This is a genomic window from Staphylococcus equorum, from assembly GCF_029024965.1.
GTDB classification, from domain to species: Bacteria; Bacillota; Bacilli; order Staphylococcales; family Staphylococcaceae; genus Staphylococcus; species Staphylococcus equorum.
The window spans coordinates 2,111,119-2,126,512 of record NZ_CP118982.1 but is presented as its reverse complement, the minus strand read 5'-3'; the positions used below and the strand labels follow the sequence as shown (position 1 = coordinate 2,126,512).

11 protein-coding genes are annotated in these 15,394 nt (G+C 33.6%); 6 read left to right on the top strand and 5 right to left on the bottom strand.

The genetic code is table 11. From position 1 onward, the window contains the following. Nucleotides 1-59: 59 nt before the first annotated feature. The 6 genes from PYW44_RS10300 (at nucleotide 60) to PYW44_RS10275 (ending at nucleotide 8,568) form a co-directional block, all read left to right on the top strand. Nucleotides 60-1,943 carry an ABC-F family ATP-binding cassette domain-containing protein gene (locus PYW44_RS10300; RefSeq protein WP_021339432.1) on the top strand — a complete coding sequence of 628 codons (1,884 nt, stop codon included), beginning with the start codon at nucleotides 60-62 and terminating at the stop codon, nucleotides 1,941-1,943. Nucleotides 1,944-1,955: 12 nt separating this feature from the next. Next, entirely contained in the window at nucleotides 1,956-3,734 is a 1,779-nt protein-coding gene (gene recQ / locus PYW44_RS10295) for a DNA helicase RecQ (protein ID WP_002508312.1), read from the top strand. Between the two features lie 290 nt (nucleotides 3,735-4,024). Next, nucleotides 4,025-4,990 (top strand): ABC transporter ATP-binding protein, encoded by a 966-nt coding sequence (locus PYW44_RS10290; protein ID WP_069828153.1) that lies wholly within the window; start codon nucleotides 4,025-4,027, stop codon nucleotides 4,988-4,990. Continuing rightward, nucleotides 4,987-6,501 (top strand): ABC transporter permease/substrate-binding protein, encoded by a 1,515-nt coding sequence (locus PYW44_RS10285; protein ID WP_069828152.1) that lies wholly within the window; start codon nucleotides 4,987-4,989, stop codon nucleotides 6,499-6,501. Before PYW44_RS10290 ends, PYW44_RS10285 begins: the two co-directional genes overlap by 4 nt. 192 nt (nucleotides 6,502-6,693) lie before the next feature. Beyond that, nucleotides 6,694-7,749: a histidinol-phosphate transaminase gene (gene hisC, locus PYW44_RS10280; RefSeq protein WP_002508309.1), complete on the top strand. Its 1,056-nt coding sequence runs from the start codon at nucleotides 6,694-6,696 to the stop codon at nucleotides 7,747-7,749. A gap of 270 nt (nucleotides 7,750-8,019) precedes the next feature. Beyond that, nucleotides 8,020-8,568: a 5' nucleotidase, NT5C type gene (locus PYW44_RS10275; protein WP_002508308.1), complete on the top strand. Its 549-nt coding sequence runs from the start codon at nucleotides 8,020-8,022 to the stop codon at nucleotides 8,566-8,568. A 201-nt stretch (nucleotides 8,569-8,769) separates the two neighbouring features. On the opposite strand, the gene PYW44_RS10270 is transcribed toward PYW44_RS10275, so the two are convergent. From PYW44_RS10270 to PYW44_RS10250, 5 genes are all read right to left on the bottom strand, one after another. After that, a complete protein-coding gene (locus PYW44_RS10270) occupies nucleotides 8,770-9,729 on the bottom strand; it encodes a diacylglycerol/lipid kinase family protein (protein WP_031266031.1) in 960 nt (319 codons plus the stop codon). Nucleotides 9,730-9,899: 170 nt separating this feature from the next. Beyond that, a complete protein-coding gene (locus tag PYW44_RS10265) occupies nucleotides 9,900-11,408 on the bottom strand; it encodes a peptide MFS transporter (RefSeq protein ID WP_064783082.1) in 1,509 nt (502 codons plus the stop codon). A 257-nt stretch (nucleotides 11,409-11,665) separates the two neighbouring features. Continuing rightward, nucleotides 11,666-13,180, bottom strand: coding sequence for a peptide MFS transporter (locus PYW44_RS10260; protein WP_021339439.1), 1,515 nt, complete (start codon nucleotides 13,178-13,180; stop codon nucleotides 11,666-11,668). 291 nt (nucleotides 13,181-13,471) lie between these two features. Beyond that, nucleotides 13,472-13,972 (bottom strand): preQ(1) synthase, encoded by a 501-nt coding sequence (queF, locus tag PYW44_RS10255; protein WP_115076048.1) that lies wholly within the window; start codon nucleotides 13,970-13,972, stop codon nucleotides 13,472-13,474. Between the two features lie 14 nt (nucleotides 13,973-13,986). Continuing rightward, nucleotides 13,987-14,874 carry a DMT family transporter gene (locus PYW44_RS10250; protein ID WP_021339440.1) on the bottom strand — a complete coding sequence of 296 codons (888 nt, stop codon included), beginning with the start codon at nucleotides 14,872-14,874 and terminating at the stop codon, nucleotides 13,987-13,989. Between the last annotated feature and the right edge of the window lie 520 nt (nucleotides 14,875-15,394).

Below are 15,394 nucleotides of genomic sequence, written 5' to 3'. Positions count from 1 at the left end.
CAGATATAATTACTATTTTCGATATTTAAAAATTTCGATATTAAAAAGGATGTAGAATGATGGAAGCATACAAAATTGAACATTTAAATAAGTCATATGCCGATAAGACTATTTTCGATGATTTACATCTCTCTATTTCTGAAGGAGAAAAAATAGGACTCGTTGGTATAAATGGGACTGGCAAGAGTACTTTGTTAAAAGTAATAGCAGGACTAGACGAAGATTACGATGCGGAAATATCACATCCCAATTCGTATCGCGTCCGTTATTCTTCTCAAAAACAAGATTTTGATCGAAATATGTCTGTTTTTGAAGCAGTACTAACCTCAGAAACTAAAACACTTCAAGTTATACGTGCATATGAGTCTGCACTGAATCAATATAGTACGACCCAGAGTGAGTCAGATTTACAAAAAATGATGCAAGCACAAGATGCAATGGATGCGAATCAAGCATGGGATTACAGTGCAGAAATCAAGACGATACTTTCTAAATTAGGTATTCATGATACGACAAAAGAAGTAAGTGAACTTTCAGGTGGTCAACAAAAAAGAGTGGGTCTTGCGAAGACACTTATTGAACAACCTGATTTATTACTTCTAGATGAGCCTACTAACCACTTAGATTTTGAATCTATCAATTGGTTAATCAATTATGTGAAACAATATCCACACACGGTGTTATTTGTCACACATGATCGTTATTTCTTAAACGAAGTATCCTCACGAATCATCGAATTAGACCGTGGGAAATTACGCACTTATGCTGGTAATTATGAAGCTTATATAGCACAACGTGCAGAAAATGAAATTATCGAACAAAAACAACAATCGAAACAACAATCTTTATATAAAAAAGAACTTGCTTGGATGCGTGCGGGTGTAAAAGCACGAACTACAAAACAACAAGCACGTAAAAATAGATTTAACGATTTAGAACAAGACGTCAAAAATCAGCATCAACAAGATAAAGCATCTTTAAATCTTGCTTATTCAAGATTGGGGAAACAAGTCTTTGAATTCGATGCTCTGACTAAGCGCATAAATGATAAGACATTGTTCGAAGACATCACTCAAATAATTCAAAGTGGTCAGCAAATTGGTATTGTTGGGCCTAATGGTGCTGGTAAAACAACATTGTTAAATATATTGAGTGGCGAAGATCAAGCCTTCGAAGGTAATCTGAAAATTGGGCAGACCGTAAAAGTTGCTTACTTTAAACAAAGTGAAGAGCGATTAGATCGTGATGTAAGAATGATTGATTATTTAAGAGAAGAAAGTGAAGTAGCTAAAGAAAAAGATGGTACTTCAGTTTCAATTACACAACTACTCGAACGCTTCTTATTCCCAAGTTCCACACATGGTAAAAAAATATATAAATTATCAGGTGGCGAACAAAAAAGACTATATCTGTTGAGATTATTAGTCCATCAGCCGAATGTCTTGCTATTAGATGAGCCAACAAACGACTTAGATACTGAAACGCTCACAATATTAGAAGATTATATTGAAACATTTGGCGGCGCTGTAATCACAGTAAGTCATGATAGATATTTCTTGAATAAAGTAGCCCAAGAATATTGGTATATTCACGATGGTACAATGGAACGTATTATAGGGACATTTGAAGATTATGAAGCATATAAAAAAGAACAAGATAAAGCCCAAGCACAGCAAAAGCAACAGAAACAACAAACACATGTAAAACAAAATACGAATAAGAAAAAAGGGCTATCTTTTAAAGAAAAGCAAGAATATGAAACAATTATTGAACGTATTGAAACTACTGAGCAAAGATTAGAAAGCATCGATGAAGAAATGATTGCAGCAAGTTCAGATTATGCTAAAATCAAAGAATTAACTGAAGAACAACGTCGTCTTAACCAGACGTACGAAGATGATATGGCAAGATGGAGTGAACTAGAAGAACTAAAAGAACAATGAGGGATTGTTAACATGGAATCAACATTATCGCATTATTTTGGCTACGATACATTTCGTCCGGGTCAAAAAGAAATTATAACAAAAGTAATGAATCATCAAAATGCGCTAGGTGTATTACCTACTGGCGGGGGAAAATCAATTTGTTATCAAGTTCCGGGATTAATGTTGGGCGGTACGACAATCGTTATCAGTCCATTAATTTCGCTAATGAAAGATCAAGTTGATCAATTAAAGGCCATGGGTATACGCGCGGCGTACTTAAACAGTAGTTTAACTCAGAAACAACAAAAAGAAATAGAGGCACAACTTAGAAAAGGTGAAATCCAATTTCTATATGTGGCGCCTGAACGTTTCGATAATGCTTATTTTGTTCAAATGGTGCAACAATTAAATATACCGTTAGTTGCTTTTGATGAAGCACACTGTATTTCTAAATGGGGTCACGATTTTAGACCGAGTTATCGAGATGTGATTCATAAGGTATTTGCATTACCACAAGATTTTACAATTGTAGCACTTACTGCAACTGCGACAATTGAAGTTCAAAAAGACATTATGGATCGCTTGAATATTAATAAAAATGACGAGATTAAAACAAGTACAAAACGTCGAAATCTAGTCTTTCAAGTCAATCCTACATATCAACGACAAAAATTTGTGTTGGAATATGTTAAAAAATATCAAAAAGAATCCGGCATTATTTATTGTTCAACACGAAAACAAGTTGAAGAATTACAAGAAGCGTTAGCGATTAATGATATTAAGAGTACAACCTATCATGGTGGACTATCGAACAAAGAGCGTGAAGCTGCCCAAAATGATTTTGTTTATGATCGTGTACGCGTAGTTGTAGCTACGAATGCTTTTGGTATGGGTATCGACAAATCCAATGTAAGATTTGTTATTCATTATAATATGCCTGGCGATTTAGAATCATACTATCAAGAAGCAGGTCGTGCAGGTCGTGATGGCTTAAATAGTGATTGTATTTTATTATTTAGTGAACGTGACATCGGCTTACATCAGTATTTTATATCTTCATCGAAAGCAGATGATGATTATAAAGATAAGATGGGCGAAAAATTAAATAAAATGATACTTTATACAAAAACTAAAAAGTGTTTAGAAGCAACACTTGTACATTATTTTGAGCCGAATGAAAAGCTTGAAGAATGTGAACAGTGTAGTAATTGCGTAAGAGAAAATAAAACGTACGATATGACAAATGAAGCAAAAATGATTGTGAGTTGTATTGCACGTATGAAACAGAAAGAAAGCTATAGCGTCATTATACAAGTATTAAGAGGCGAAGAATCTGATTATATTCGCTACTGTGATTATAATGAATTGTCGACACATGGTATTATGAAAAACTACACTACATCAGATTTAAGTCATCTTATTGATGAATTGAGATTTAAAGGCTTTTTAAATGAGTATGATGAAATATTAACTTGTGATAACTCTGTGAAAAGTTTATTGAGTGATCAAGTCACTATATTTACGACGCCATTTAAACGTAAAACTACAGAAAAAGTTAATATCAATACCGTTGAAGGTGTGGATCGTGCACTATTTGATGAACTTATAGCTGTACGTAAGCAGCTAAGTGAGGACTTGAGTATTCCGCCAGTAAGTATCTTCTCTGATTTTACACTAGAAGAATTTGCTAAAAGAAAGCCAGAATCAAAACAAGATATGATTTTAATTGATGGCGTAGGTAGTTACAAATTAAAACATTACTGTCCAATGTTCTTAGAAACCATTCAATCTTATAAAGCAAAAATATAATCAAGTTAGTTGTTGTAGTGCCACATAGCTTTCTGTTTTTAATAAATATAACCATAACCGCGAAGTTAAATTTCAAATTTTAATATACTATGTAACAAAAAATCATAGGTATATTTTTGATTTGAGTTAACTTCGCTTTTTTGTAAAAACAAGTTATTAATGAAGTAAAACAAAAACTTTGATAATTGCTTGATAAATACATGAATTATATGAAAATAGGGAATAGTTGTAGTAAATGTGAATTTAATCTAATTTTTTAAAATAGAGGACAGTAAAGTGAAGGTGACAAAGTGATAGAATTTAAAAATGTAGTGAAAAAATATGGAGATAAAACTGCAGTCGATGACATCAGTTTTAATATAAAAAAAGGCGAATTTTTTGTGTTAATTGGTCCTTCAGGTTGTGGAAAAACAACGACCTTAAAAATGGTCAATCGCTTAATTTCGTTATCTGAAGGATATATTTATTTTAATGATAAACCAATTAGTGATTATTCTATTTATGAAATGCGTTGGGATATTGGCTATGTACTGCAACAAATCGCACTTTTCCCTCACATGACAATCAAAGAGAATATCGCTCAAGTGCCACAAATGAAAAAGTGGAAAGAAAAAGATATTAATCAACGCGTGGATGAATTATTGAATATGGTGGGTTTAGAACCTGAATTATATAAAAATCGTAAACCAGATGAGTTGTCAGGAGGTCAGCAGCAACGTGTAGGCGTGGTTCGTGCATTGGCCGCCGATCCGCCAGTGATATTAATGGATGAGCCATACAGTGCGCTAGACCCGATTAGCCGTGAAAAGTTACAAGATGATTTAATTGAATTACAACAAAAAATTAAAAAAACGATTATTTTCGTAACACATGATATTCAAGAAGCAATGAAACTGGGCGACCGTATATGTTTATTAAATGAGGGTCGAGTTGAACAAATTGATACACCAGAAGGGTTTATTAAAAATCCTAAAAATGACTTTGTGAAGCAGTTTATGGGAGATAAAGTAAAACGTACGGTTAATGATATGAAATTATCTGAACTGGTTAGCAATTTACCAAACAATAAATCAGAAATGACTCATGAAAGTTATCCTGTTGTACAAAGTGATTATTTTGTACGCGATATTTATGAGCATTTAATTGACCATGAAGCAATTATTGTCGATGACGAAGCAGCTTCTACACAACATGTGCTAAAACGAGAAGATATATTTAAAGTTTTGTCAGAAGGCAAAGGAGGTCATAATGGATGAATGAATTCATTAACACTCTTGTAGAGCGCAAAGGTCAATTATTAACAACTATTTTTGAACATATGCAAATATCATTTATTGCTTTATTAATAGCGACTCTGATTGGTGTTCCCTTAGGCATTCTGCTTACAAAAACGCGTAAACTTTCTGAAGTCGTGATGAATATTGCAGCTATACTACAAACGATACCATCACTTGCTTTACTCGGTTTGATGATACCGCTATTTGGTATAGGTAAAGTGCCAGCCGTGATTGCTTTAGTCGTTTATGCTCTACTACCTATTTTGAGAAATACATACACGGGTATTAACGAAGTTGATACTTCGTTAATAGAAGCAGCAAAAGGTATAGGTATGAAACCAGGACGCCGTTTGAGTAAAGTAGAATTGCCAATTGCGATGCCGGTAATTATGGCGGGTATTCGCACAGCTATGGTATTAATCATTGGTACGGCAACATTAGCAGCTTTAATTGGTGCAGGTGGTTTAGGTGACCTTATATTATTAGGTATCGATAGAAATGATACGTCATTAATACTTATCGGTGCCATTCCAGCGGCCTTGCTCGCAATCTTATTTGATTTAGCCTTACGCTTTATGCAAAAAATGTCATACAAAAAATTACTGATTGCATTAGGTGCTATCGTATTAATCTTATTATTGTTTATAGTTGGTCCGTTGTTAGCGCAAAAAGGAGATAAAGTGACTTTAGCAGGTAAGCTTGGTTCAGAGCCTTCAGTGATTACCAATATGTATAAAATTTTAATTGAAGAAGAAACAGATCATACTGTTGAAGTTGAAGACGGATTGGGTAAAACAGCTTTCTTATTTAACGCCTTAAAATCAGATGATATAGATGGTTATCTTGAGTTTACAGGGACAGTGCTCGGTGAATTAACGAAAGAAGATCTACAGTCTAAGAAAGAAGACGAAGTATACGAACAAGCTAAATCGAGTTTAGAAAGTAAATATGATATGACGATGTTAAAACCAATGGAATACAATAATACGTATGCCTTAGCAGTGAAAAAAGACTTTGCAGAAGAGCATGATATTAAAACAATTGGTGATTTAAATAAAGTCAGTAGTAAAATCAAGCCTGGCTTTACATTAGAATTTAATGATCGTGAAGATGGCTATCCAGCTGTGAAAAAAGCATATGACCTTGATTTAGGAGACGTCAAAACGATGGAACCAAAATTACGTTATCAAGCAATTGAAAGTGGCGATATCAATTTAATAGATGCATATTCAACAGATGCTGAATTAAAACAATATGATATGGTCGTTCTAGAGGATGATAAAGATGTCTTTCCACCATATCAAGGTGCGCCTATGTTTAAAGAATCTTATTTAGAAGAACATCCTGAAATTAAAGCACCGCTAAATAAATTAGCAGGTAAAATTTCAGATGAAGAAATGCAACAAATGAACTACGATGTGACTGTGAAAAAAGAAGACCCATATGAAGTTGCAAAAGCATATCTAGAAAAGCATAATTTAATAGATTAAACATTAACTCTTTTATTACGGGTTCGGATGATGAGCGATAGGAATAACACGCTTAATTTATCTGAACTCGTTTTTTTACTGATTACAAATCAAACTGTTTGAGGAGGACACATTGATTTTAAACTATTATTGGGTTTATAATAGTTATTAAGTTTTGAAATTTCTGTAAATTTAAGGAGGCCCGAAGCAACAATGAAAAAGCAAATTGAACAATTATCAGCATATGAACCAGGTTTATCGCCTAGAGCATTGAAAGAAAGTTACGGGATTGAAGGTGAATTATATAAATTAGCTTCAAATGAAAATTTATATGGTCCGTCACCAAAAGTTAACGAGGCGATTCAAGCACATTTAGATGAATTGCAATTTTATCCTGAGACCGGTTCTCCATTAATCAAAGAAGCAATCAGTAAGCACTTAAATGTTGATGCATCACGCATATTATTTGGGGCAGGCCTAGACGAAGTCATTTTAATGATTTCACGTGCGGTACTCACTCCTGGAGATAAAATAGTAACAAGTGAAATGACGTTTGGACAGTATTATCATAATGCAACCGTAGAAGCTGCAAATGTAGCACAAGTGCCTATGCAAAATGGATGTTTTGATTTAGAAGGTATATTAGCAGAGATTGACGATGATACGAAACTCGTATGGTTATGTAATCCAAATAATCCAACAGGCACTTATTTTACGCATGAAGAGTTACAACATTTCTTAACACGTGTACCAAGTCATGTTCCAGTAATTATAGATGAAGCCTATGTAGAATTTGTAACTGCGGAGGATTTCCCTGATACATTAGCCTTACAAGAGCAATTTACAAATGCATTTTTATTACGCACATTCTCTAAAGCATATGGCTTAGCAGGCATGCGTATTGGTTATGTCGTTGCAGCTAAAGAAGCAATCGAAAAATGGAATATTATACGTCCACCATTTAATGTAGGACGCTTATCTGAGTATGCAGCGTTGGCAGCATTAGAAGATCAAAAATACTTAGCATCTATTCGCGAACATAACGCACAAGAGAGAGCAAAATTCTTTGAATTAGCTGTAAGTGATAGATTTTATCCAAGCCAAACAAACTTTGTCTATATCAATACAGACAAACCGCATGATTTATATGAAGCATTTTTAAATGTTGGTTGCATTACAAGAGAATTTCCTAAAGGGGTTCGAGTGACAATCGGTTTTCCAGAACAAAATGATAAAATGATCGAAGTACTTAAAAGCTTTGAATTTTAATTATAATCAATGATGATGACGTTCAACGAGACTAAAATGTGTATGTAAAGATAAATATAATAAACCAATTCATTTAAGATGATGAGAAGTGTTATGTGAATAGCATTTAACATGGTTTAAATTATATTTATAAGTACAATTTTGGTTTAGTTGAACGTTATTTGCTATACTTAGAAGTGAAAAAAGGAGTTATATGTAGTCACTTTTTACATAGTGTTTAGGCTATATATAATAAAGATTGAAGCTATTGAAAAGGGAGTAGAGTAGTAAATGACGAGAAAATCGATTGCTATTGATATGGATGAGGTACTTGCTGATACAGTAGGTGCATTACTTGATGACGTGAATAAACGCACGGATTTAGGGATTACATATGAGATGTTAGACGGGATAAAATTGAGACATGCAATGCCTGAGCATGATGGCTTACTAACAGAAATTTTAAGGGAACCTGGCTTTTTCAGAAGATTACAAGTTATGGATGATGCACAAGATGTCGTTAAAAAACTAACTGAGCATTATGATGTATATATCGCAACTGCAGCAATGGATGTACCGACTTCATTCCATGATAAGTATGATTGGTTAAGACACTTTTTCCCATTTTTAGACCCTCAGCATTTTGTATTTTGTGGTCGAAAAGATATTGTTAAAGCGGATTATTTAATCGACGATAATCCTAGACAGTTGAGCATCTTTACTGGTACACCGATTATGTATACTGCAACGCACAATATCAATGATGACAGATTTGATCGTGTGAATAATTGGAAAGATGTTGAGAATTATTTCCTAGGAGATAGTGAGTACAACATTTAACCATTTAAGTGTTTGAGATATGCGTTTTAGATACAAATATATAACAACATAAAAATGGTGTTTTCTAATTTATTTCACGTAGAAAACACCATTTTTTAGTTAATTGAGAAGCCTATATCTCAGCCTCTTTGCTAGTTAAAATATAACGACTTTTGAAACTAAGTGGTTGTTTGTAATTTAAAACATCGTGTTAAAGCTTAATTATTCTGATTCAGTATCGGTCACTTGTTTATGTTCTGGAAGTGTTAGTATTTGAATAGCATCAGGCACAACTTCGATTTGAAGCGGTGTTTTTAAGTCAACTTCACCATCAATGTCAACTTTCATCTGTGGGTCAGTAGCGATGGTGATTTTCTTCGCTAATACATGTTTAATACCATCCGTCATATTATTCCAATTCATACTGTCACGTTGCTTAAATATATCGTTTAAGACACTGGTTCTTTCTTCTGTGAAGATAAATGTATTTAAATAACCATCATTGGGAGATAAATCGGTTAAAGGTATACGACTGCCACCTATGAACGGGCCATTCGCTACTACAAGCATTGTGGTATTACCTTCAATTTCATTTTCATCGACAGTTATTTTATAGTCAAAGTGTTCTGGATTAAGTAATGTTTTCACTGTAGAACCAACGTAACTTAGTTTACCAAAGACATCTTTGTTACCGTTTTGTACATTCTCTGCGTTTTGTACAATCAGCCCCATGCCTACAAAGTTTAAAGCATATTCATCATTTACTTTCATAACATCATAAGATCTTAGTTCTGCTTCTTTAAGTTGTTCACTTGCTACTTTATGACGTGGGTGTAAATTTAATGTTTTTACAAAATCATTAAATGTCCCGCCAGGTATAATACCGATTGGGATATCAAGCTGACTTTGCATCATGCCATTAACGAGTTCATTTACCGTGCCGTCTCCACCTAAAATAAAGATAATATCTACATCATCACTATAACTTTGTTCTTTTATTTTTTTACAATAACTAATTATGTCTCCTTCATTTTCACTTAATTGGATAGAGAGATGTTTACAAAATGTTGTCAGTGATGATGCTACATCTCCGAGCCCGTTATATATATCTTTTATACCTGAGTGTTCATGGTAAAATAATACGCCGTGTTTAAATTTTGATTGTGTCAATTTATTCACCATATTTCTTAGAATTTTGATTTACCTATTAAGTTTACCCGATTTTCAATAAAAATAAATAAAAAAGAGCGGAGAATACGAAATCAAAACTTGAAATTTGATTTCGTATTCCCGCTCTCATAGGGCTGACTAAATATCAGGCAGCTACTGTGCAAACTTAAATCATCAAATTATTATTTAACCCCGCGCATACCTTTGACGATTTTTGGTACAAAGGCAAGGATGATTAGGCTGACTACAATCGCAATTACTCCTAGGAATAGGAAATAATTTTTATAGCCAAGTGGTTCGATAAGTTTTACTAAAGTACCGTTAATGGCTTGAGCACAGGCGTTTGTTAGTAACCATAAGCTCATCATTTGTGTGTTAAAGGCTTTAGGTGCAAGTTTTACTGCTGCACTATTACCAGTAGGTGATAAACATAATTCACCAATAACGCAAATAACATATGACAAGATAATCCAGTTTACACTTATCATTGCACCACCGGATGAAATGCCAATTAAGCCAATCATTATGTAAGAAGCCCCAGCTAAAAATGCACCTAAGACAAATTTCGTAGCTAAACTTGGCTGACGTCTTGCCATTTTAGCCCATATAATTGAAAGTACTGGCGCAAGTAATACGATGAATAGAGGATTAATAGATTGGAACCAGGTTGGTCCAAAATCTGTTGTCCATCCAAATATATTTAAGGACATATCACTACTTTCAAGCGCGAAAATGTTAAGCACATTTGCACCTTGTTCTTGAATTGACCAGAAAACCACACCTAAAATAAATAGGGGAATGAAGGAAATGACACGTGAACGTTCATCAGATGTAACTTCTTTACTGCGAATCATAATAGTAAAGTAAATGATAGGTAACGCGACCCCAAGTATCAATACAGTGGTACTTACAATGTTAAATGAAAGTGTTCCAGTTAATCCAGTGATGATTAATACCGCTGCAATAACTATAGCTGAAGCTGCGAATATTAAACCGTATTTCTTTTTCTCACTTTGATTTAAAGGATTCGTAGGTTTCGTTCCTACATCGCCAATGTTTTTCTTATTGAAGATCATATACCAAACTAAACCTAGTGCCATACCCACTGCTGCAATTAAAAAGCCAGCATGGAAATCGCCTGATTTAACGAATTGATCTAATATTAATGGTGAAAGTAGCCCACCTAAATTTACAGACATATAGAAAATAACAAATCCAGCATCCATACGTGTATCGTTCTCAGGATATAGTCTACCTACAATATTAGAAATACTTGGTTTCATTAATCCTGAACCCACGATAATAAAGAACATGGAGATGAATAAACCGACGATATCTAGCGGTAAACTTAAAAATATATGTCCAATGATGATCAATACGCCACCGTAAAATGTGGCTGAACGCGTACCAGTGATTCTATCAGATATCCAACCACCAAGTACTGAAGTCATATAGATTAGAGCACCATAAACAGCCATGACTGATTGTGCAGTACCCTTGTCCATACCGAGGCCACCATCTTTGATCGCGAAATACATATAAAAGATAAGTAACGCGCGCATCCCGTAATAACTAAATCTCTCCCAAAATTCAACGAAAAATAAAACCCCTAGACCTTTAGGGTGACCAAAGAATCCTTTTTGTGGAATGGATTGGATGGCTTGGTCTTGGGTTTTGTCCTGATTTTGCATAAAAATTCCCGTCCTTTCTTGCTCCCAATAAAAAAATGTATAAAATTGATTTTACTCCTAATAAAACTAAATTTCAATAATATTCTCACAATAACAATATTCGGAAAATTCTGTTAATATTTTAAAGTTATTTTATTTGATTTTAATTTTAAAGCATTAACATTTAGTAAAATTAGTCTTTGTTGATAATGTACACAAAAAAGTAGTGGCACAATGAAGTGACACTACTTTTTTAAATCGTATTTAGTTTTGATTGTTTAGTAAACGCCTTTCATAGCACGTCTTACTTTTGGTGAAATCATAAGTAATAGAATACCAATGATTACAGCGATAAGACCTGAGTACATAAAGTAGTCACTTTGATTCATCTTTGTATAGACAACAACAAGTTGAGCGTTAAGCCCTTGTGCAGTTGCATTACTTAGCATCCATAGGCTCATCATACGTGCAGTGAACGTTAGTGGTGCTAATTTAGTAGTTGTAGATAAACCTACTGGTGAGATACAAAGTTCACCAATCGTAATCAATAAGAAACTTAGTACAAGCCATAATGGATTGATTAACGCGTTGCCTGTAGCTAATGGAATAATCATAATTAAATAGGAGAAGCCCGCGATAATCGTGCCGATAGCAAATTTATGTACGGTAGGCGGGTTGTACTTTCCTAATTTCATCCAAAGTGTTGCGAAAATTGGCGCCAAGAGCACAATAAAAATTGGATTTAATGACTGCGCCCATGCTGCAGGTATTGAAAAATCAATTAAACCATTTGTTAATTCTGACATTTCTAATTGTGTTTTTTTATCTGCAAATGTTGCAAGTATCGTTGAACCTTGTTCTTGAATCATCCAGAAAGCCACGGAAGTGATATATAAAGGTACATAACTATAAACACGTGAACGTTCATCTTTTGTTATATTCTTACTTAATATCATATTAAGGAATATGTATACCGGTAATACAATACCTAACAGTGTAATTAAGAAACTAAAGTTACCTAATGTTAAGGCATTATTTAAATGTAGAATCCATAAATATATTAAGAATAAAACGATAACGCCAACAGTAATAAGTACGAATTTTTTGATTTCTGGTCTTGTTAACGGTATTGGCACATTGCGACCAGCTAACCCTAAATTCTTTTTACGTTTGAGTGCAAAAACGATTAGACCAAAAAACATTCCAATTGCTGCTGCTAAAAAACCAGCGTGGAAACCAATTCTAGTTTGCAATTGCCCAGTAATTAAAGGTGAAAGCAAAGCCCCTAAATTAATCCCCATGTAAAATAACGTAAATGCTGCATCACGTCTTGGATCATTGCGTTCGTATAATTCACCAACGGTAGTAGAGATATTTGGTTTTAATAACCCTGTACCTGCGATAATTAGTAGTAAAGCTATCATTGCTGCTGTTAAATTACCCGGAATGGATAATAGGATATGTCCAAACATGATGAGGAACCCACCATAGAAGACGGCATCTTGCGTTCCAGTAATCCGATCTGCAATCCACCCTCCGATAAGACCAGACATATAAATTAAAGTTCCGTAAATAGCAACAATTTGCATAGCGACTGCTTGGCTAAGCCCGAAGCCACCGTCAGCAACACTATAATATAGATAGAAAATTAATATGGCTTTCATACCATAGTAACTGAATCTCTCCCAAAACTCAGTCAAGAATAGTGTGCTTAGTCCTTTTGGATGTCCGAAGAAACCTTTGTTTGGAATGCTTTTCATGATTTCTTCGTGACTATGATTAACTTTTTTCATAATTTCCCTCCCCTTAAATGGTTGGATTTATTCTATACTGTTTTCATAAAAAAAACAAGTGTGTCCCTGAATTATTCAAATGTAAGTAAATTTTACACTATACATTTAAAAATTATGAAAATAGGGTGAGAATATCATATTAAAGTTTAGTAATTTATCCCCGTGAAAGCATACAAAAAACCATCGGCTAAATCATGTGACTTAGTCGATGGTTTAATGATGGTAGACATATATTAATATCCCAAAATTTCAATCATTGTAGGTGAGGCGTAGATAAAAAATAGTAATTTATTATCTATTATCTATTTTTTCTGGATAAAGGTCATGATTCATTAAACGATGTTCTGCCATTTTTTCATACTTAGAATCAGGACGGCCATAGTTTGTATATGGATCTATTGAAATACCACCACGCGGCGTGAATTTGCCCCAAACTTCAATATAATGTGGATCCATTAAATCAATTAGATCATTCATTATAATGTTCATACAGTCTTCGTGGAAGTCACCATGGTTTCTAAAACTAAATAAATAAAGCTTTAACGATTTAGATTCTACCATTTTAATATTAGGAATATAAGAAACATAAATCGTTGCGAAATCAGGTTGGCCTGTAATAGGGCATAATGATGTGAATTCTGGACAATTGAATTTCACAAAATAATCGCGTCCAGGGTGTTTGTTATCAAATGATTCTAAAACATCAGGTCTATAATCAAAATCATATTTATTGTTTTGATTACCTAATAATGTAATATCTTCTAATTCTTCTTTATTGCGTCCTTCAGTCATTGCATATCGCTCCTTTAGCGTTTAGGTTTTTGTTCTTCCTTTTGAATTGTAAGTGGTTGTCGACGTGCTTTTTCAAACATATAGTAACTGGCACCTATAATAATAATATAGCCTAAGATAGCGAATGAATCTGGTGTTTCGCCGAATAATATAAAACCAAATACTGCGGTAAATATAATAGATGCATACGTGAATATTGAAATATCTTTAGCTGGTGCGTAACTATAAGCCAGTGTTATACCAATTTGTCCTGCAGCAGCTGCTAATCCCGCACCGATTAAATAAACAACTTGCATCGTAGACATGGGTTCAAATGTAAACACAGTAAAAGGTATCAATACTATAATGGAAAAGAATGAAAAATAAAATACAATAGTATAAGGTGCTTCACGTGTACTCAATGCTCTGACACACGTATAAGCACTTGCTGCAAAAATACCAGAGAATAACCCGCCCAATGCAGGAATCATAGTGGAGGAGAATTCTGGTTTAACAACAAACAACATACCAAAAATAGCTACAATCATAGCTACAAATTGATAATTACGTACTTTCTCATTTAAGAAGATAATACTTAGTAGTATCGTCCAAAATGGATTGAGCTTCATTAATGTATCTGCATCACTTAAAAGCATGTGATCGATAGCGTAGATATTAAGTAACACACCAATCAATCCCAACGTTGAACGAGAAATCAATAAAGGTTGACTACTTAATTTGCCAAATAAGGGCTGTTTATACTTTAAAATAAAATATAATGGTATAAACATTGCTACTAAATTTCGAGCGAGAGACTTTTGAAATACAGGCAAGTCACCGGCTAATCGGAAGAAGACAGTCATAAAACTAAAGCCAACTGCTGAAACTAAGATAGCAATGATACCTTTAACTTTAGGATTCACATGTATCGCCTCAATTTTTAATTTTTAACGTATTCATATTAGCATATATGCTCTGAAGATGTATATATGGTTGAAAATCGAAGAGAAATATATTAAGATATAAATACGAACAAACGTTCTATTATTTAGAGTGAATCTTTTACTTATAAGAATAGAATATATGATAGTGACACATTGTGTTTCACACAATGTATAAAATGATTTTGTGTAAAAGACGACACATCAAGCATTGCAAGATTTTTATGAAAAGCAAATAATAAAACCTTAAAATCACAAAAAAATATTTTTTGATTCATGAATATCACTTTAAGGTTGAATTGGTGCCATTTCTATTGATTATTCAACATTTTGTCGTAAATAAAAGCCTTTTAATAATCTTCTGAGTTATGTATAATGAAACACATAATATAGTATTGATGACCAGGACGAAACACAATATATAGTGTTTTATTACGTGGTCAATTTATTTATAATAAATCAAAATTTATGTAAAATCACACTGTTTTAGGCTCTTAAACAT

Excerpts from the sequence above, each read along its gene's own strand:
- PYW44_RS10300 (WP_021339432.1), top strand. The coding sequence starts at position 60 with ATGGAAGCATACAAAATTGAACATTTAAATAAGTCATATGCCGATAAG.
- recQ (WP_002508312.1), top strand. The coding sequence starts at position 1,956 with ATGGAATCAACATTATCGCATTATTTTGGCTACGATACATTTCGTCCG.
- PYW44_RS10285 (WP_069828152.1), top strand. The coding sequence starts at position 4,987 with ATGAATGAATTCATTAACACTCTTGTAGAGCGCAAAGGTCAATTATTA.
- hisC (WP_002508309.1), top strand. The coding sequence starts at position 6,694 with ATGAAAAAGCAAATTGAACAATTATCAGCATATGAACCAGGTTTATCG.
- PYW44_RS10275 (WP_002508308.1), top strand. The coding sequence starts at position 8,020 with ATGACGAGAAAATCGATTGCTATTGATATGGATGAGGTACTTGCTGAT.
- PYW44_RS10270 (WP_031266031.1), bottom strand. The coding sequence starts at position 9,729 with ATGGTGAATAAATTGACACAATCAAAATTTAAACACGGCGTATTATTT.
- PYW44_RS10265 (WP_064783082.1), bottom strand. The coding sequence starts at position 11,408 with ATGCAAAATCAGGACAAAACCCAAGACCAAGCCATCCAATCCATTCCA.
- PYW44_RS10260 (WP_021339439.1), bottom strand. The coding sequence starts at position 13,180 with ATGAAAAAAGTTAATCATAGTCACGAAGAAATCATGAAAAGCATTCCA.
- queF (WP_115076048.1), bottom strand. The coding sequence starts at position 13,972 with ATGACTGAAGGACGCAATAAAGAAGAATTAGAAGATATTACATTATTA.